Genomic DNA, 16715 nt, shown 5'->3' on the forward strand with positions numbered 1-16715 from the left:
GAAGCAAGCGCAACAAGGGAACCGGAAATGACAAAGATCCTCGTGCTTTACTACTCCTCCTACGGTCACATCGAGACCATGGCCGCAGCCGTTGCGGAAGGCGCACGGGCCGCAGGCGCCAGCGTTGCGGTGAAACGGGTGCCGGAGATCGTACCGGAAGCCGTCGCCATCAATGCCGGCTACAAGCGCGACCAGGACGCACCCGCCGCAAGCGTTGCCGAACTGCCCGATTATGACGCGATCATCATCGGCACGCCGACGCGGTTCGGTAACATGGCCGCGCAGATGAAGAACTTCCTCGATCAGGCGGGCGGCATCTGGGCCAGGGATGCGCTGGTGGGAAAAATCGGCAGCGTCTTCACCTCGACCGGCAGCCAGCACGGCGGCCAGGAGTCGACGATCCTGGCAACACACACGGTGCTGCTGCATCTCGGCATGGTGATCGCCGGTCTGCCCTACAGCTTCAAGGGCCAGATGCGCATGGATGAGATCAGCGGCGGCTCGCCCTATGGCGCCTCGACGCTCGCCGACGACGGCAATGGCGGCGACCGGCAGCCAAGCACCAACGATCTGGAGGGTGCACGCTTCCAGGGCCGCCACGTCGCCGAACTGGCGCGGGCGCTGGTCGCCGGCCGGGCGCGTGTGGCGGAGGTGGCCTGATGTCGACGGTCATCGCTTTCGTCCCGGAAAGGACCAGCTGGACCGCAGTAACGGCGGTCGTTGCCGCCGGCATGGTCGCCGCAATGCAGGTGGGCAAGGGGCTGATCGCCGGCCCCCTGCTGCAGGCCGATCTCGGGCTCGACCTGACCGCACTCGGCTGGCTTACCTCCGTCTTTGCGATCGTCGGCGTTGTCGGCGGCATGCCGGCCGGAGCCATGGTCGCGGCCATCGGCGACCGGCGCATGCTCGGCGTCGGCATGGGCATCCTCCTGCTCGGCATCATCACCGGTGCCGCGAGCCAGAACTTCACGCTGCTCATCCTGTCCCGCATCTTCGAGGGGTTCGGTTTCCTGCTCGTCGTCGTTGCCGGTCCGGCGATCCTCATGCGCATTGTCGGCTCCGGGCGGCGTGATCTGGTCTTTGCGGTCTGGAGCTGCTTCATGCCGGCGGGCATGGCAATCGCGATGCTCACGGGTCCTCTGTTTGCCTCCTGGCAGGCAATCTGGTGGATCAACGGCCTCGTCGCGCTCCTCAGCCTGTTGACGATCATTGCAGCGATATCGCCCTCGCAGAGCAGGCCCCGCCCATCCGCTGGCGGCTTCCACGCGGACGTGATCGCAACGGTGAAAAGCCGAGGGCCGGTGCTGCTCTTCGCCCTTTTCGCCCTCTACAGCCTTATGACGTTCACCCTGTCCAGCTTCCTGCCGATCCTGCTCGTCGCGCTTGGAACGGCTGGGGTGCTCAGTGCCCTCATCACGCTTTCCAACGTCATCGGCAATCTTGCCGCCGGCCACATGCTGTCCCGCGGCGTCGGCCGCGGTCGTCTGGTTATCACTGCAGCCACGCTGATGGGCGCTGCCGGCCTCTGGATCTTCCTTTCGCAGTCGGGTGACTTGCTGACGTTTACATCATGCGTGCTATTTTCGGCGATTGGCGGACTGATCCCTGCGACCTTGATATCGACCGTACCGATGCTGTCGCCAAGCCCGGCGCCCGCACCGATGGCGATGGGCCTCTTGATGCAAGGCAGCAATCTCGGGCAGCTCGTCGGACCTGTTGCTGTCGGAACCGCGATCGAAGTTTACGGCTGGACTTCCGGTGCGGCCTTCATCGGCATCGGCGCACTCGCCTGCATCCTGCTGGCGACAACTCTTGATCGCGCCCTTCCTGTTAAGGAACAGAAGAAAGCGTGATGGAGCATCTGTTCGACACCCTCTACGGCGCCGGGGCGGAACGGCTCAGCTTCGCCCCCAATTTCACCGGTCGCGCCTTCGTACTTCGTCGCGATGCTGGCACCCTGCTCGTCTGCGCCTCGCGGCAATTGGCCGAAGAGGCCGAAGGCCTCGTTTCGGTGGGCGCGATCGCACGGTAGCACATCAACCACCATCACCAGGCGATGCCCTCCTGCGATTGGGCCTCAGACCACCTCGGCGCACCGCTGTTTGGACCCTGGAACGCCGGCAGATCCGGGCACATTGCCGAATGGCCGGTGGTTTTGCTGATCGCGAACTGCCTTCCGCGGATTTTGAAGTGATCCCCACACCTGGGCATACGGCGGGCTCGGCCTGCTTTCTCTGGGACGATGGCCAGCGTCGTGCCGAGCCTGGCAAAGGGACTGCCGCTTCATCAGACCGAGGTACGGGAAACGGAACGCCAGATCGATGCGATGACGCGGCGGCTGAAGCACGGTGCCGATGGTTAGAGCATTTCCAGGAAAAGTGCGAAGCGATTTTCCGTCAGGAAATCCGTAAAAAACAAAGAGATAGAGCGTTTCTGCGACTTCGTCCAAACCCGAAACGCTCTATCGTCGATCGAGGGTACGACACCAAGACAACAAAAAACCCACCGGCGCTGGCGCCGGTGGGTTTTCTTCAAGCAGAGCCGAAAGAGATCAGACGAACTGGCTGAGGCCCGGGACCGAGGCGACAACTTCGTCGACGACATCGGCGCCAGCCTTTTCCTTGGCGAAAGCAATGGTTTCCTTGGCGAGCGAGGTGATCTCGCCCATGCCGAGGCCCTGGCTCATCAGCTGCTGGCCGAGCGCCATGACACCGCCGCCGCCGATCGCCGACATCAGGCCGTCGAGCAGACCGCCGCCGCCCGTGCCTTCGCCGTTGTACTGTGCGATCAGGTCGGTTGCGCCCGGGATCGATTCGATCATCTGGGCGACCGGACCGTCAGCCGCTTCGCGCTGCAGGAAGCCGAGGATCATGCCGACAGCCTTTTCAGCCGTCGCAGGCTCTAGGCCGACATTCTCCGCTACGCGCGTGACCAGTTCATTCATGGATAACTCCTCGTTGAATTTTGACGTTGACGTCAAGGTAAATGATCGCTTCCGAAATAACAAGCGACGATGGATGGAATGCCGGGCAATCCACCAGCTTTCAAGCAGCTCTCCGCGCATCGCGTAGCGGCGCAATTCCGCGGCTCGGGGCAATCGTTTCACGGTCGTGACCGCTTGGCAATGCGACCGATCGGCCGCCACCAGCTCCGCTGGTTTCGGGTTGCGCGCCGCAATCACCTTGTTGCCGGGTGGAGCAGCACCGCCTATAACAGGAACGAGCCACATTTCGATGACGGGCCCGGCAGACATGCCGCGAACCGCCCGCTTTCATTGATGAAACGGAGATGAAGCCCACATGGTGGAAGAAGGCAAGCTCTTTATCGGCGCCAGCCGCAAGCCGGATGATACGATCAACAAAGGCGAATATCTCGAGCTGAAATTCGGCAACCGCCACGGGCTCATCACCGGCGCCACCGGCACCGGCAAGACCATTACCCTGCAGATCCTCGCCGAAGGATTTTCCAACGCCGGCGTTCCGGTGTTCTGCGCCGACGTCAAGGGCGACCTCTCGGGCATCGGTGCGATCGGCGAGGCCAAAGACTTCATCCTCAAGCGCGCCGAACAGATCGGCCTGCCGACCAACCCCTACGAGTTCCAGGAATTCCCGGTCATTTTCTGGGATCTCTACGGGGAAAAGGGCCACCGCGTCCGCACCACCATGTCGGAAATGGGTCCACTCCTCCTGTCGAGGCTGATGAATGCGACGGACGCTCAGGAAGGCGTGCTCAACATCGCCTTCAAGATCGCCGACCAGGGCGGCCTGCCGCTGCTCGATCTGAAGGATCTGCAGGCGCTGCTCAACTACATGGGCGAGAACGCCACCCAGCTTTCCAACCAGTTCGGCTTCATCTCCAAGGCCTCCGTCGGCTCGATCCAGCGCGAACTGCTAATCCTGGAACAGCAGGGCGCCGAACATTTCTTCGGCGAGCCGGCACTGAAGATCACCGACATCATGCGCACGACCAATGACGGGCGCGGCGCGATCTCGGTGCTTGCCGCCGACAAGCTGATGATGAACCCGCGCCTCTACGCGACCTTCCTGCTGTGGCTTTTGTCCGAGCTGTTCGAGGAGCTGCCTGAGGTCGGCGATCCCGAGAAGCCGAAGCTGGTGTTCTTCTTCGACGAGGCGCATCTGCTGTTCAACGATGCGCCGAAGGTGCTGACCGAGCGGGTCGAACAGGTCGTCCGCCTCATCCGCTCCAAGGGCGTCGGCGTCTATTTCGTGACGCAGAACCCGCTCGACGTGCCGGAAACGATCCTCGGCCAGCTTGGCAACCGCGTCCAGCATGCGCTGCGCGCCTATACGCCGCGCGACCAGAAGGCGGTGAAGACCGCCGCCGACACCTTCCGCCCGAACCCGGAGTTCGACTGCGCCACCGTCATCACCAATCTCGGCACCGGCGAGGCGCTGGTCTCGACGCTCGAAGGCAGGGGCGCGCCGTCGATGGTGGAGCGCACGCTGGTGCGCCCGCCGCAATCGCGTGTCGGCCCGCTGACGGCGGAAGAGCGGCAGAAGGTCATGGATGTCAGCCCCGTCCGTGGCCAGTACGACGAAGATTTCGACCGAGATTCGGCCTATGAAATGCTGACGGCGCGCGCCAAGAAGGTGGCGGAAGCGCAGCAGCAAGCCGAGCAGGCGCCGGTGGAAGCCGATACCGGCGGTGGCCGCTGGACGCTTCCGGGCTTCGGCGACGACGAGTCTGCGGCCCCGGCCGGAAAGCAGGCCCGTCCGCGCTCCTCCGGATATCAACGCGAAACCGTGGTGGAAGCGGCGATGAAATCGGTTGCCCGCACCGTTGCAACCCAGGTTGGCCGCGCATTGGTTCGCGGCATCCTTGGCAGCCTGAGCAGGCGCTAGAGTATTTCCAGGAAAGTGCGAAGCGGTTTTCCGTCAGGAGATACGGAAAGGCAGGAGCGAGGGCGTTTCCCCGGCTCCTCTAAAGCGGAAGCGCCGCAGCGCAACGGCGCGGACGCTGTCCGCCGCGGCGATAGAATAGACCATCTCTGCACGCCCTGATCCGCCGGATCAGGGCGTGCCTGCATCTTGAAAGGACATCCCATGGACGTGAAAGACTCGAACGGCGCCATCCTCAACGACGGCGACAACGTCACCCTGATCAAGGACCTGAAGGTCAAGGGCACCTCGACGACGCTGAAGCGCGGCACGGTGGTCAAGGGCATTCGCCTCACCGACAATCCTGACGAAGTCGAGTGCCGGGTCGAGAAGATCAAGGGCCTCGTGCTGCGCACCGAATTCCTGAAGAAGGCCTGATGCTGCTGCGCGCGGCAGGAAACGGGTAGCGCGCCCTCGCCGTCAATGACGCGCGAAGCTGAGCAGACAAACAATAAAGCCCGGCGGGAGCCGGGCTTTATTGTTTATTAGCGAAACGAGAGGCTTAGAGCGTTTCCGGTTTAAACGAAGCCGCAAACGCTCGGCCTCTTTGTTTCCAAGCATTTCCTGACGGAAAACCGCTTCGCACTTTCCTGCAAAGGCTCTAGGCGACCGTCAGCGTGACGTCGATATTGCCCTTGGTCGCATGGCTGTAGGGGCAAACGATATGCGCCTTCTGGACGAGATCTTCGAGAACCGCCTTGTCGACGCCCGGCGAAGTGATTTCGAGTGCAGCGTCGATGCCGAAGCCGGTGCCGTCTTCGCGCGGGCCGATGCCAACCGTGCCCGTCACGGTGGTGTCTTCCGGAAGCTTTACCTTCTCCTTGCCGGCGACGAATTTGAGCGCGCCGAGGAAGCAGGCGGAATAGCCGGCAGCGAAGAGCTGTTCGGGATTGGTGCCGCGGGCGCCGTCGCCGCCAAGTTCCTTCGGCACGGTCAACGTAACGTCGAGAACGCCATCGGCGCTCTTGGCCTGGCCGGCGCGGCCACCGGTTGCGGATGCAGTGGTACGATAGAGAATGGGCATTGGCGGGGTCTCCTTTGCGTTTCGTTGTCGAATGAGAATTACATACTGCAAAATTAAATTGTGCGCAAATTAATTTTGCAAATTGCATTTTCGGCCCAAATTTGCGACAATGCTGAGATGACGATCAAAGCGGCACAATTCGACACGCTCCCGGACGAAGCGCTGACGCTCGGTAAACAGCTCTGTTTCGCCGTCTATTCCGCTGCGCATGCCTTCAACCGCGCGTACAAGCCGCTCCTCGATCGTTTTGGCCTCACCTATCCGCAATATCTCGTGCTGCTGGCGCTCTGGCAACAGGACGGAATGACGGTCAAGCGTATCGGCGAAGAGATCGGGCTCGATTCGGGAACGTTGTCCCCGCTGCTGAAACGGCTAGAGGCGGCAGGTTATGTCGGTCGGCAACGCGATCCCGGCGACGAACGGCAGGTGATCGTCAGCCTGACGGAGAAGGGTCATGACCTCAAGACGGAGGCTTTCGGCATTCTCGCTGATATCGGCAAGGCGTCGGGCTGCAGCCTGGAGGAAGCCCGTGAAATCAGGGAAACCCTACATCAGCTGACGCGACGGCTCTCCTCCGGCGAGAGCGAAGTCTGATCGCGGGCGGCAACGTCGAAATTTCAAAACTTGAGAAACGTGCCGGGATCGTGGCTGTCGCGCCGATCTTGCGCAGCACAGAAACCGGGCGCGCAGGTCGAACGCCCGGACTGATCCAACCTGCGGCGCTGTAAGCGCAGCTCAGACGACGAGGATCGGCGCCTTGCCTCGCACGCGGTCATAGAGATCTATGACATCCTGATTGAGCATGCGCACGCAACCCGACGAAACGGCCTTGCCGATCGACTGCCATTCGGGCGAGCCATGCACGCGGTAGAGCGTGTCCTGCCCGTTCTGGAAGATGTAGAGCGCGCGGGCGCCCAGCGGGTTGTCGATACCAGGTGCCATGCCGCCATTGCTGGCGGAATACTTTGCCAGCTTCGGCTGGCGCGCGATCATCGAATCGGGCGGCGTCCAGCGTGGCCACTTCTTCTTCCACTGGATGACGCCGCGGCCCGACCAGGCAAAGCCCTCGCGACCGAGACCAACTCCGTAGCGCAATGCGCTGCCACCCGGCTGGATCAGATAGAGGAACCTGTCACCGGTATCGACGACGATCGTGCCCGGACGCTCGCCGAAGGGATCGCTGACCTCCTGGCGATAGAAGCGTGCATCGATCTGGCGATAAGGCACGGCCGGGATCTGATTGCCGCCATCGTCGACAGCGGCATAGATATCGCCGAAATAGGCGCTCTGCGGCGGCAGGCCCGTCGGCAACGGACCTCCATAGGCAGGGCCTTCCAGAATGACCTCGGCACGCGGATCGACCCAACGCCCTTCAAGAGCAGGATTGCGAAAGATCGGCGCAGTTTCCTGGCGGAAGCGATCGGTGTTCATCGAAGACGTGCAGCTCGCAAGGCCCGCGGAGGCGAGCGCAATACCGGACGTGCGGAGAAACTGGCGACGGGAGAAAATAACTGAAGAGGACATCGAACTCTGAAAGGCTTGAGTGCGCGACGAACTGGAGTGCTGCACGAAATTGATTAATGAAACGATTCGCGCAGACCCGCCCAATTTAAGAATGCTGGCATCTACGGCTGGAACGAGGCTTGTGTCGGTAAACGTCGGATCACGTTTCCGACAGCTTTTTCGGCGTTACGCCGGCGTGGCTCAAATGCCGTCGGCGTTCAAGCCGGGCTGGCGCAACAGCGCCTCAAAATCCGCTGATGCAAGCGGGCGGCTGAAAAAATAGCCCTGGATCTCGTCGCAACCGCTATGGCGCAGGAACTCCACCTGCGCCTGGGTTTCGACCCCTTCGGCGATCACCCGCAGCCCGAGATTTTGTGCGAGCGATATGATCGCCGCGGTGATGGCCCTGTCGTCGACATCACCAGGGATATCCTCGACGAAGGATCGGTCGATCTTCAGGCGACGGACGGGAAACCGCTTCAATGCGCTAAGGCTCGAATATCCCGTGCCGAAATCGTCGATCGCCAGATGCACGCCGATCGCCTTCAGTTCGTGCATGGTCGCCAATGCGCCCGGCACGTCCTGCATGATCAGGCTCTCGGTCAATTCCAGCTCGAGAAACCGCGGCTCCAGCCCGGTCTCGGCGAGAACGGCGGCGACATGCGCCGCCCAGTTTCGCTCGCGGAACTGGCGTGCGGAAACGTTGACGCTGACGATCAGCAACGGCAGCCCGGCCTCGTGCCACGCCTTGCACTGACGGCAGGCGGCGCGCAGCACCCAATCGCCGATCGGCACGATCAGTCCGGTCTCTTCGGCCAGCGGAATGAAATCGCCCGGCGAAATCATGCCACGCTCGGGATGCCGCCAGCGAAGCAGCGCTTCGGCGGCAAAGACCCGGCCGCTCTCGATATTCACTTGCGGCTGGAAATGCAGCAGGAATTCTTGCCCCGCGATCGCCTGGCGCAACTCCGCCTGCTTCAACAGCTTTTCGTGGGCCTTGTCGGCCATCTCCTCGGTGAAAACCTGCAGATTGTTGCGGCCGAGCTCCTTGGCGCGGTACATCGCCATGTCGGCATTGGCGAGCAGCTCGCCGACCGTCTTGCCCTGGTTGGGGAAACAGGCAACGCCCATGCTGCAGGATATCTGCAGGCTGCGGCCGTTGATCTGCATGGGCGCAGCAATAGCCGCCCGAATATCCTCAAGGCGTGCGAGCACGACATCGCGCTCGCAGGGCAGGCCGTTCAGAAGAAGGATGAATTCATCGCCACCGACGCGCACGACCATATCGGATTTGCGCACCGATGCGCGCATGCGCGTGGCGGTCACCTTGAGCAACTCGTCACCCGCCGCATGACCCAGCGTGTCGTTGACGAGCTTGAAGTTGTCGAGATCGAGGAAGGCGAGGACCGCCCATTGCCTCGTTCCGCGCAACGCTTCCAGGGCTTCGGCGACCTGCTCTTCGAACAGCGCCCGGTTCGGCAAACCGGTCAACGCATCGTGGTGAGCCATGAAGCTGATGCGGTCTTCGGCCTGCTTGCGCTCGATCGCGATGCCCGCCAGATGGGCTGCCATGGCGATCAGCTCCTTCTGGGGTTCGTCGGGAACGCACACGGTTTCCGAATAGAGGGCAAAGGTGCCGAGCACCTTCCGATCGCGAGAATGGATCGGTGTCGACCAGCAGGCATGGAAGCCGTAGGGCGTGACGACCTCCTTGCAATCCTCCCAGAGCGGGTCGCTATGAATATCCGCAACGATCACCTGCTCGCCGCGCCAGGCGGCCGTGCCGCAGGAGCCCGCTTTCGGGCCGATCTCGAGACCATGGATCAGGCCACAATAGGTTTCGTCCAGGCTCGGCGCGGCACCATGCAGCAGGTGACGGCCATCGGCCGATAGCAGCAGGATCGAGCCGCGGATCCGCGGCACCAGCGCCTCGATCAGCAGGATCAGTTCGCGGAAAAATTCTTCGAGCGGCCGGCCGTTGGCGATCATCTCCAGAAGATGCGCCTGGCCCTCCAGCAAACGTTCTGCCGCCTTGCGGTCGGAGATATCGCGTGACACGCCGACGATGCCGACGATCTTGCCGCGCTTGTTGCGCAACGGCACCTTGGACGTCATCAGCCAGCGATCGCGACCCTTGGTCACCATCGCACGCTCTTCGATGCCGAAGATCGGCTCTCCCGTCTCGATCACCCGGCGCTCGACAGTGGCGATGATCTCGGCCAGATGTGGCGGATGCAGGTCGAAATCGGTCTTGCCGATGATGTCGCGAAGCGATTCCAGTCCGTTGTCTTCGATAGTGACCTGGTTGGCGATGAGGAACCGGCCCTCGGTATCCTTGGCATAGATATAGTCGGGCACGTGGTTGATGATCGTTTCCAACCAGTAATGCCGGTCGGCAATGTCAGGGTCGGAAGGAAATATCCGGCTCATCTCATCGGCCAGACGATTGCTCGCATCGATCAGGCAGCGCGTATCCTCGTTGCCGCCCACATTGAGGGCCGCATAACGCGGATTGCGGGACGTGTTCTTCGCCAAGCAAGGCCTCCGGAAGCACAATGTCGAGATCGGTCTGACTTCCCCAACCAACGATAGGCGGCCAAAGGTTAGCCGTCCCTAAATAAGACAAGGAAAATCGTGCAGAGGTTGCATTTCGGTGCTCAATATAGCCGGAAAGATGGGGCGGCGCGAGCCGCCCCATGCCAAATCAGGACAGAACCCTGCGCAATGGCGGAACCAGCATCAGTGCCTGGTCCGCAACGATCATTACGATGATCGCAATGCCGGTCAGCGGAAAGGCCAGCCCGAACAGTAGCGCCAGCAACCACAATCCGGCATAGATACTACGCCGCGGCGGCATCGGCGGCACGCCGATGCGCCCGGCCGGGCGCCGTTTCCACCACATCACAACCGCCGAAACCGACACGAATATGATCGCCAGGCAGGTCGCAAGCATCAGCAGCTGGTTGAACAGCCCCCATTCCTGGCCCTTGTGAACGTTGATGCTCCATTCGATCGCCTTGCCGAGTGGCGGGTACTGGCCAAAGGCGATGTCGACCAGCGGCTCGCCGGAATATTGATCGATGTGCATCGTGCGTTCGCGGGCGAGATCGGCGGGAAAAATCGCCGCGGTGTAGACACCGGTCTCGTCGGCGGGAATGGCCAGTTCATAGCCAGGCAGCATGCCGGCCTTGTCGGCAATCGCGACGGCCCTGTCGAGCCCGATGGACGGGACTGAGCCGCCGCCGGCCGCCGACATCGGGACCGGCGCGTTCTCCACCAGCCAGCCGGCCTTGGAGAGCACGTCGGTCGACACCTTCGTCGAGGTCGGGACATCGTCCCAGAGCTCGGCCGGGTAGCCCAGACCAGCCGCCGTCAGCTTGCCGTTGACGGTCGAGCCCCAGTAACCGGACCAGAGCAGACCGGAAAAGGCGAGAAAGACGATGAGCAGCGCCGAGGCGATGCCCGTGACCGCATGCATGTCGCGCCAGAACACCCGTCGCCCCGGTGTGCCGCGGACGGTGATCACACCGCCGGTCTGCTGCCGTGGCCACCAGAGATAAATGCCGGTGACGACGAGCAGCAGCGCAAAACCCGCGACAATCTCGATGATCGTTTCGACACGTTTGCCGAAAAAGTCGAGGCTGTGCAGGTCTTCGACCACCTGGTTGAACTCGTCGCTCGGTGCGACCATGTCGAGTATGCCGGCAGTATAGGGATCGACATAGACCATCAGGCGCCCTGCGCCTACGCCCACCGTCACGCGTGCCGACCGATCGGCACCGGCCGGCGTGCGATAGGCAACTGCCGTGCTGCCCGGCACCGCCTCGACGGCGTTGGCGACGATCGCCGAGGGCGGCAGCGGCGTCTCCCCCACCGCAACGATATTGCGATAGGCAAAGAACGTGTCGTCGATCTCGTCGTTGAAGAGATAGAGCCCGCCGGTCACGGCAAGGCTGATCATGAATGGAATGACCAGAAGGCCGGCGAAGAAGTGCCAGCGCCAGATCGCGCGGTAGAGCGAAATGCCGCGCTCGGCGACATCGGGCAGTCGCGCGGCGCCGGAAAGAGATGCAGTCGTCATGGGTGTCCCCCCGGGAAAAGCCCAGCGATGACCAGCTGGCGGCTTACCCTTGCTTGAAGTCTGGATGTGGTGGTTGCGCCAGCCGCTGGAGCGAACGCGTCGACCGAGAACCCCTCGTCGACAGTGCGCGTGCTGGCACTCAACCCTTCAGAGGCAGATCAGGCGGAAAACGGTGGGGGCGCGCGAGGCCCGGAGCCAGCCAGCAGCACCGGACGAGCGAGCAAAAGCTTGGCTGCTGGCGAAGAGAGCGCCAGGAACGTAGGCGCGGTCTTGGCGTGAAACGCCTGAGGCGTGGGCAGAAGCACCGGCGCGGCGAGACAGCAGGACTGGCATGCATGCGCTTTCGTGCCGCCCTTGCCATCCGGATCGTCATGGCCGGCCAGGCAGAGGTCGGGAAGCGAGCCGTCGGGCAGAACATAGGCTGCCATATCCGGTGCAGCCCGCATGGCGGCGCCCGCTGGCAGTTGCACCAGGGCGGAAACGATGAACACCAGCGCGCAGAAAATGCGCACTGCCGCGTCCATCCTCATCCACTCTCGCCGCGGTCGCGCCAATCAAGCCCCCATATCGATGCTGGGATTGCTAGTGTGCGAAGGTCTGAAAGACAAGCGGCCTTACCGCCGCACCGGTCGTTCAGCAAAAGATTTCATGCGAGATATCAACGCCCGCCGCTTCTTGCGCGGTCCGCGATTGCCTATGACAAGGGTATGCAAATGACAGGAGGAGACCGGACATGCTGACGATCTATGGCGTCTATCGCTCGCGCGCATCGCGCAATTACTGGATGGCGGGAGAACTCGGCATTCCCTTCAAATCCGTACCTGTTAAGCAGGCCTATAGGCTGGCCGATCCGCTGGCGGACGATGCGCCTGTTAACACCAAGTCGGCGGAGTTTCTCGCCGTCAATCCGATGGGCTTGATCCCGGCGATCGACGACGATGGCCTTGTGCTGACGGAATCGCTTGCCAACAATCTCTACCTCGCCCGCAAATATGGCGGGCCGCTTGCGCCCATCGACGTCCGGGAAGAAGGACTGATCGGCAATTGGACGATGTGGGCGGCCACCGAAGTCGAGCCGCACGCCGTTCGCATCATTCTCACCTACGATGCCGGCACCGAGAACACCGATGAGGGCAAAGCCAAGGTCAGCGCGGCTGTCACCGCATTGGGCAAGGCCTTTGCCTATCTCGAAAGCCATCTCGATGGCCGGGACCATATCGTCGGCGACCGCTTCACCGTCGCCGACCTCAACCTCGCGGAAGTGTTCCGCTACGCCATGAGCCAGACGGAACTGTTCGACGGGCATCCCAAGGTCAAGGCGTGGCTGGCGCGCTGCCAGTCTCGTCCGGCTTTCAAGGCGATGATGGAGGTTCGGTCAAAGGAAGCCGAATAGGCTTCTGCCATCGAACGCCACGCCGGCGAAGCGACATTAGTCACTCGCAGACGGTGGCTTGAAACGGGTGCGTGGCGCCTTGAGGTCGAGCAGTCGCATGCCCTCTTCGACCTCGTCGCGCACCCAACGTTTGAACGCCGTGGTGGCCTTGCTCTCCCGCCTTGAGGGCGAGCTGACGAAGTAGTGGCCGTAGCCGGTACGCGCGCGGATACCGTAGGGAACGACGAGACTGCCCTCGGTCACGGCGAAACCGGCAAGCGTCTGCCAGGCGAGCATCACGCCTTGGCCGGCAATCGCGGCATCGAGCACGAGCGATGCCTCGTTGAAGGTATGGCGCACGCCCAATTCGGCACCGGAAAGCCCGACCTCGCGCAGCCAGACCTCCCAGGTAAACATCGAATGGCCGTCGATAACCGCCGGCATCTTTAGAATATCTGCAGGCTCGCGCAGGTTTTCAGCCATCGCCGGCGAGCAGACCGGGAAAACCTCCTGCTCCAGCAACAGCTCCGATTTGACCCCCGGCCAGCGACCCTCACCAACACGAATTCCGACATCGACATCCGATGTATCGAGATTAACGAGCCTGGTCGTCGCGTCGATGCGCAGCCTGATATCAGGATGGCGCTCGGCGAAACGATTGAGCCGGTAGACCAGCCAGCGCGCGGCAAAGACCGGCGCGACCGAGATTGTCAGCACCGATTCGTCCCGCCGCCGCGCCGAGGCAACCGCCTCAGCCAACTCGCCGAAAGCATTGCTCAGCCGCGCCAGGAACAGCCGGCCGAAATCCGTGGCCACCAGCCCACGCGATGTGCGCTCGAACAGGATGCGGCCGAGCTGCGCCTCGGATTTGGCGATCTGCTGGCTGACCGCGCCGGGGGTCACCCCCAATTCCTCGGCTGCTGCTGCCAGCGAGCCAAGGCGACCGGCCGCCTCGACCGCACGCAAGCCGTTCAGGTGAATAGCATTCAATTCTTTCATATAGTTTTTCTAAACCTACCCTTTGGCAATCTCAATTGAAATCGTGGTCAAACAGGCAGATGCTCTGAAGCATCGAAAGGATGGCCCGCCATGCTGAAGATTTTCTCCCTGTTGAAACCGACCCGATCTCTTACCGACACCCGACAGGACGCCTCGCTCTCCTGGGCACGCGACCCATTGCAACATCCCGATCTCGAACGAATGGACGGGCGCGAACTCGGCGACCTGCCCTTCCCGGGCTGGCCCTGGCCGCGGACCGGCAATTGCGATTGCGCCTCGGCGGCCAGGCGATGAGCCACCCTCCGGCCGCGCATAATGGCCGCCCGAGCGAAGACCTCGACGGTCCTTTTGCCCGCGTCGTGACGCTGGCCGAAGCCTCTGGCCTGCCGGAGGTGTCGCTCGGCACCTCCTATGGCACGCCCGCTCTCTTGGTAAAAGGCAAGAGCTTTGCGCGCATGAAGGACGCCGACACCCTGGTGGTCATGTGCGCGCTCGAAGAAAAAGAAATGCTGCTGGAACTCGATCCGTCACTCTTCTTCGAAACCGATCACTACAAGGGATGGCCGGCGATGCTGGTGCGTCTTGGAGCGATCGACGACGCGAGCCTGACACAGAGGCTGATCGCCGCCTGGCGCGAGAAGGCGCCGCGGAAACTGTCAGCCGACTTTCCGGCCTAACTCGACATTCCTCGTCGCGTGGGCCTGGCGGATCACCGGGCCGTTACCCGACAAATACCTGCTATGCCACGCCGTTAGCTCCCTGCCTTTGAACCCAAGCCAGCCGGATCGCTCAATCGCCGACGGCATAAACGAGGCTGACAGTGCCGTCCGGGCGCGACTTCGCCTCGTTGAGCTGCAGGCGATGCCGTTGCGCGATCGTTGCAAACAGCGCCTTGCCCTCCCCCACCACCAGCGGATGGATCGTCAGGCGCAACTCATCGATCACGCCCCTGTCGAGCAGGCCGGAAACCGTCTGCGCGCCACCGACCACATAGATGGTCTTGCCCGACCGTTGCCGCAAAGCGTCAACATCCGCTGCGTCGCGCAGCACCGTCGTGTTCGCCCAGCGCACGCCGTCGAGCGTGTTGGACAGCACATAATGCGGCGTGTTCAGGGCGAAGTCGGCGTATTCGATTTCCTCTGGTGTCGGCAGGTTTCCGCTCAATTCGAGCGGGCTGTGCGGGTCGGCCTTGATCGCGCTCCAATATTGTTCGTAGCCCGAATACATGCCGCTTCCGAGCACGCAGGCATCGATTTCGGGCAAGAGATCAAAGGTATCCGACCAGGACTCGACCCAATCGGCATAGCCATCGGGACCATCGATCTTGCCATCGATGGACATTTGCATGCCGGCAACAACCTTGCGCATTTTCGTCTCCTCTTCGATGCTCTCATCAAGGACGAGCGGGACGCCCGCGTGCCGACAGGGTGCCTGAAATATCGTTGGAGACTGGTGCCGCGGTGCAGGCGGCGAAAAGGACGGCAGCGGGAAGATCGCCAATTTACATTGCTGGTCATGGCAAGGCACGGATGCGGGCGCTGACAACATCGCGCGCTCTTCCAATTTTCGTGTCCCGCCTGTACCGATGCTAAATCCTTGCCGCACAGGTACCCGTCGATGATCGTTCGCGACCGCCCCAGCCTCCCCAAGCTCTTCTTCATTCTGCGCGGCTCGGTCATCCAGCGGATCTTCCCGCAGGTGCTGTTCGTCTTTGCCCTGTCAGCCGGCGTCGTCTGGTCGCACCAGGCCTTCCCGACGATGGTGCCGAGCGTCAACAGCGGACCGTTCGCGCTTTTGGGCATCGCCCTTTCGGTGTTTCTCGGCTTTCGCAACAATGCCTGCTACGACCGCTGGTGGGAGGCCCGCAAGGATTGGGGGCAGCTGATTTTCGTCTCGCGTGACTTTGCCCGCCAGACACTGATCCTCGAAGCAGGTGACGCGGACGGCGCGCGGGCACGTTTGCTCAATCTGGTGATCATCTTTGCGCAGACGCTGGTCTGCCACCTGCGGCCGGGCAGCAAGCCCGACAAGGCGTTGCGGAGGCTGCCAGCGGATCTCCTGCCTACCTACAAGGCAAGCCGCAATGCCCCGGACCTGCTGCTGCGCGAGATCGGCGGCCTGCTTGCCAGCCTGCGTGCCACTGAGAGGATCAGCGACATTCAGTACATGATGCTGGACGGCACGGTCGGACGCATGTCGGCCGTGCTTGCCGCCTGCGAGCGCATCCGCAACACGCCGGTTCCCTTCGGCTACACGTTGCTTCTGCACCGCACCGCCTATCTCTTCTGCTTCCTCCTGCCCTTCGGATTTGCCGATGCGCTCGGGTGGGCGACGCCGTTCGTAACGGCACTCGTCGCCTACACCTTCTTCGGTCTCGACGCGCTTGGCGATGAACTGGAGGAGCCGTTCGGCACGCTGCCGAACGACCTGCCGATCGTGGCGCTTGCCGATACGATCGAGATCAATCTGCGCGAGGCGCTTGGAGAAACCGACCTGCCCGAATTGCCGCAACCGAAGGATTACATGTTGATGTAGCCGACAGATTTCCAAGGACCGCAGGCTTGTGGCAACACACGCCAGGATAGCCATGATAACTCATTGCAGCTTCCAGCTTTGTTTTCTATTTGCTATGCAGGGTGTCCTGAAAGCGAAGGTTTCGAATGCGGCTCAGCAAGGCATTGAACGGACTCATCGTAAGCCTCGGCCTTGTCGTTGTTCTCATGCTTGTGATGAACTTCAGGGTGGCCGAATTCGGCCGTGCCTCCAGCGCTGACAACCTTACGGTCGAGGAATGGCAGCAGAGGAAACGTGCTCTTCGCGAAGAACGCCACGCCTTTT

The 16715-nt window shown here is 62.2% G+C and carries 19 protein-coding genes; 11 read left to right on the top strand and 8 right to left on the bottom strand.

Annotated features, from left to right (window positions below; all coding sequences use genetic code 11):
- The first annotated feature begins 27 nt into the window (after nt 1-27).
- The 4 genes from wrbA to ASD03_RS38635 all read left to right on the top strand — a co-directional run bounded on the left by wrbA (nt 28) and on the right by ASD03_RS38635 (nt 2568).
- Complete coding sequence (wrbA, locus tag ASD03_RS02100) at nt 28-660, top strand: NAD(P)H:quinone oxidoreductase (protein WP_025426263.1); 633 nt, start codon at nt 28-30, stop codon at nt 658-660.
- Nucleotides 660-1853, top strand: coding sequence for an MFS transporter (locus ASD03_RS02105; RefSeq protein ID WP_025426262.1), 1194 nt, complete (start codon nt 660-662; stop codon nt 1851-1853). Before wrbA ends, ASD03_RS02105 begins: the two co-directional genes overlap by 1 nt.
- Nucleotides 1853-2032, top strand: coding sequence for a hypothetical protein (locus ASD03_RS02110; RefSeq protein WP_025426261.1), 180 nt, complete (start codon nt 1853-1855; stop codon nt 2030-2032). The genes ASD03_RS02105 and ASD03_RS02110 overlap by 1 nt, the downstream gene beginning before the upstream one ends.
- 110 nt (nt 2033-2142) lie before the next feature.
- Nucleotides 2143-2568 carry an MBL fold metallo-hydrolase gene (locus tag ASD03_RS38635; protein WP_128090419.1) on the top strand — a complete coding sequence of 142 codons (426 nt, stop codon included), beginning with the start codon at nt 2143-2145 and terminating at the stop codon, nt 2566-2568.
- Here the strand turns inward: ASD03_RS38635 and ASD03_RS02115 are convergent.
- On the bottom strand, nt 2552-2944 hold the full coding sequence (locus tag ASD03_RS02115) for a hypothetical protein (protein WP_025426260.1): 393 nt from the start codon (nt 2942-2944) through the stop codon (nt 2552-2554). The two genes, ASD03_RS38635 and ASD03_RS02115, sit on opposite strands and share 17 nt — an antisense overlap.
- A gap of 355 nt (nt 2945-3299) precedes the next feature.
- Between ASD03_RS02115 and ASD03_RS02120 the strand changes: the two genes are divergently transcribed.
- Complete coding sequence (locus ASD03_RS02120; RefSeq protein WP_025426259.1) at nt 3300-4862, top strand: helicase HerA-like C-terminal domain-containing protein; 1563 nt, start codon at nt 3300-3302, stop codon at nt 4860-4862.
- Between the two features lie 201 nt (nt 4863-5063).
- Nucleotides 5064-5276, top strand: a complete 213-nt coding sequence (locus tag ASD03_RS02125) for an alkylphosphonate utilization protein (RefSeq protein ID WP_025426258.1) — start codon at nt 5064-5066, stop codon at nt 5274-5276.
- A gap of 223 nt (nt 5277-5499) precedes the next feature.
- On the opposite strand, the gene ASD03_RS02130 is transcribed toward ASD03_RS02125, so the two are convergent.
- On the bottom strand, nt 5500-5922 hold the full coding sequence (locus tag ASD03_RS02130) for an organic hydroperoxide resistance protein (RefSeq protein WP_025426257.1): 423 nt from the start codon (nt 5920-5922) through the stop codon (nt 5500-5502).
- A 117-nt stretch (nt 5923-6039) separates the two neighbouring features.
- On the opposite strand from ASD03_RS02130, the gene ASD03_RS02135 reads away from it, so the two are divergent.
- On the top strand, nt 6040-6516 hold the full coding sequence (locus tag ASD03_RS02135; protein WP_025426256.1) for a MarR family winged helix-turn-helix transcriptional regulator: 477 nt from the start codon (nt 6040-6042) through the stop codon (nt 6514-6516).
- Nucleotides 6517-6657: 141 nt separating this feature from the next.
- Here the strand turns inward: ASD03_RS02135 and ASD03_RS02140 are convergent, their stop codons facing one another.
- From ASD03_RS02140 to ASD03_RS02155, 4 genes are all read right to left on the bottom strand, one after another.
- Nucleotides 6658-7446 (bottom strand): L,D-transpeptidase family protein, encoded by a 789-nt coding sequence (locus ASD03_RS02140; RefSeq protein ID WP_025426255.1) that lies wholly within the window; start codon nt 7444-7446, stop codon nt 6658-6660.
- Nucleotides 7447-7626: 180 nt separating this feature from the next.
- Entirely contained in the window at nt 7627-9960 is a 2334-nt protein-coding gene (locus tag ASD03_RS02145; protein WP_025426254.1) for an EAL domain-containing protein, read from the bottom strand.
- Nucleotides 9961-10129: 169 nt separating this feature from the next.
- A complete protein-coding gene (locus ASD03_RS02150; protein ID WP_025426253.1) occupies nt 10130-11506 on the bottom strand; it encodes a PepSY domain-containing protein in 1377 nt (458 codons plus the stop codon).
- A 158-nt stretch (nt 11507-11664) separates the two neighbouring features.
- A complete protein-coding gene (locus ASD03_RS02155) occupies nt 11665-12018 on the bottom strand; it encodes a hypothetical protein (RefSeq protein WP_128090418.1) in 354 nt (117 codons plus the stop codon).
- A gap of 221 nt (nt 12019-12239) precedes the next feature.
- Between ASD03_RS02155 and ASD03_RS02160 the strand changes: the two genes are divergently transcribed.
- Entirely contained in the window at nt 12240-12899 is a 660-nt protein-coding gene (locus ASD03_RS02160) for a glutathione S-transferase family protein (RefSeq protein ID WP_025426251.1), read from the top strand.
- Nucleotides 12900-12935: 36 nt separating this feature from the next.
- Here the strand turns inward: ASD03_RS02160 and ASD03_RS02165 are convergent, their stop codons facing one another.
- The gene (locus tag ASD03_RS02165) at nt 12936-13877 is read right to left on the bottom strand and encodes a LysR substrate-binding domain-containing protein (RefSeq protein ID WP_025426250.1); all 942 of its coding nucleotides are present in this window, start codon (nt 13875-13877) and stop codon (nt 12936-12938) included.
- A gap of 90 nt (nt 13878-13967) precedes the next feature.
- Between ASD03_RS02165 and ASD03_RS02170 the strand changes: the two genes are divergently transcribed.
- Both ASD03_RS02170 and ASD03_RS02175 read left to right on the top strand, forming a co-directional pair.
- Nucleotides 13968-14171, top strand: coding sequence for a hypothetical protein (locus ASD03_RS02170; protein ID WP_057212448.1), 204 nt, complete (start codon nt 13968-13970; stop codon nt 14169-14171).
- On the top strand, nt 14168-14554 hold the full coding sequence (locus ASD03_RS02175; protein ID WP_051509197.1) for an MmcQ/YjbR family DNA-binding protein: 387 nt from the start codon (nt 14168-14170) through the stop codon (nt 14552-14554). Before ASD03_RS02170 ends, ASD03_RS02175 begins: the two co-directional genes overlap by 4 nt.
- A gap of 112 nt (nt 14555-14666) precedes the next feature.
- Here the strand turns inward: ASD03_RS02175 and ASD03_RS02180 are convergent, their stop codons facing one another.
- The gene (locus ASD03_RS02180) at nt 14667-15245 is read right to left on the bottom strand and encodes a dihydrofolate reductase family protein (protein WP_025426248.1); all 579 of its coding nucleotides are present in this window, start codon (nt 15243-15245) and stop codon (nt 14667-14669) included.
- A gap of 249 nt (nt 15246-15494) precedes the next feature.
- Between ASD03_RS02180 and ASD03_RS02185 the strand changes: the two genes are divergently transcribed.
- Nucleotides 15495-16412: a bestrophin family protein gene (locus tag ASD03_RS02185; RefSeq protein WP_025426247.1), complete on the top strand. Its 918-nt coding sequence runs from the start codon at nt 15495-15497 to the stop codon at nt 16410-16412.
- Nucleotides 16413-16715 lie beyond the last annotated feature (303 nt).

This window comes from Ensifer sp. Root127 (assembly GCF_001425225.1).
Lineage (GTDB): Bacteria > Pseudomonadota > Alphaproteobacteria > Rhizobiales > Rhizobiaceae > Ensifer > Ensifer canadensis.

Coding starts and splice junctions, on each gene's coding strand:
- wrbA (WP_025426263.1), top strand. CDS start 28: ATGACAAAGATCCTCGTGCTTTACTACTCCTCCTACGGTCACATCGAG.
- ASD03_RS02105 (WP_025426262.1), top strand. CDS start 660: ATGTCGACGGTCATCGCTTTCGTCCCGGAAAGGACCAGCTGGACCGCA.
- ASD03_RS02110 (WP_025426261.1), top strand. CDS start 1,853: ATGGAGCATCTGTTCGACACCCTCTACGGCGCCGGGGCGGAACGGCTC.
- ASD03_RS38635 (WP_128090419.1), top strand. CDS start 2,143: ATGGCCGGTGGTTTTGCTGATCGCGAACTGCCTTCCGCGGATTTTGAA.
- ASD03_RS02115 (WP_025426260.1), bottom strand. CDS start 2,944: ATGAATGAACTGGTCACGCGCGTAGCGGAGAATGTCGGCCTAGAGCCT.
- ASD03_RS02120 (WP_025426259.1), top strand. CDS start 3,300: ATGGTGGAAGAAGGCAAGCTCTTTATCGGCGCCAGCCGCAAGCCGGAT.
- ASD03_RS02125 (WP_025426258.1), top strand. CDS start 5,064: ATGGACGTGAAAGACTCGAACGGCGCCATCCTCAACGACGGCGACAAC.
- ASD03_RS02130 (WP_025426257.1), bottom strand. CDS start 5,922: ATGCCCATTCTCTATCGTACCACTGCATCCGCAACCGGTGGCCGCGCC.
- ASD03_RS02135 (WP_025426256.1), top strand. CDS start 6,040: ATGACGATCAAAGCGGCACAATTCGACACGCTCCCGGACGAAGCGCTG.
- ASD03_RS02140 (WP_025426255.1), bottom strand. CDS start 7,446: ATGTCCTCTTCAGTTATTTTCTCCCGTCGCCAGTTTCTCCGCACGTCC.
- ASD03_RS02150 (WP_025426253.1), bottom strand. CDS start 11,506: ATGACGACTGCATCTCTTTCCGGCGCCGCGCGACTGCCCGATGTCGCC.
- ASD03_RS02160 (WP_025426251.1), top strand. CDS start 12,240: ATGCTGACGATCTATGGCGTCTATCGCTCGCGCGCATCGCGCAATTAC.
- ASD03_RS02165 (WP_025426250.1), bottom strand. CDS start 13,877: ATGAAAGAATTGAATGCTATTCACCTGAACGGCTTGCGTGCGGTCGAG.
- ASD03_RS02170 (WP_057212448.1), top strand. CDS start 13,968: ATGCTGAAGATTTTCTCCCTGTTGAAACCGACCCGATCTCTTACCGAC.
- ASD03_RS02175 (WP_051509197.1), top strand. CDS start 14,168: ATGAGCCACCCTCCGGCCGCGCATAATGGCCGCCCGAGCGAAGACCTC.
- ASD03_RS02180 (WP_025426248.1), bottom strand. CDS start 15,245: ATGCGCAAGGTTGTTGCCGGCATGCAAATGTCCATCGATGGCAAGATC.
- ASD03_RS02185 (WP_025426247.1), top strand. CDS start 15,495: ATGATCGTTCGCGACCGCCCCAGCCTCCCCAAGCTCTTCTTCATTCTG.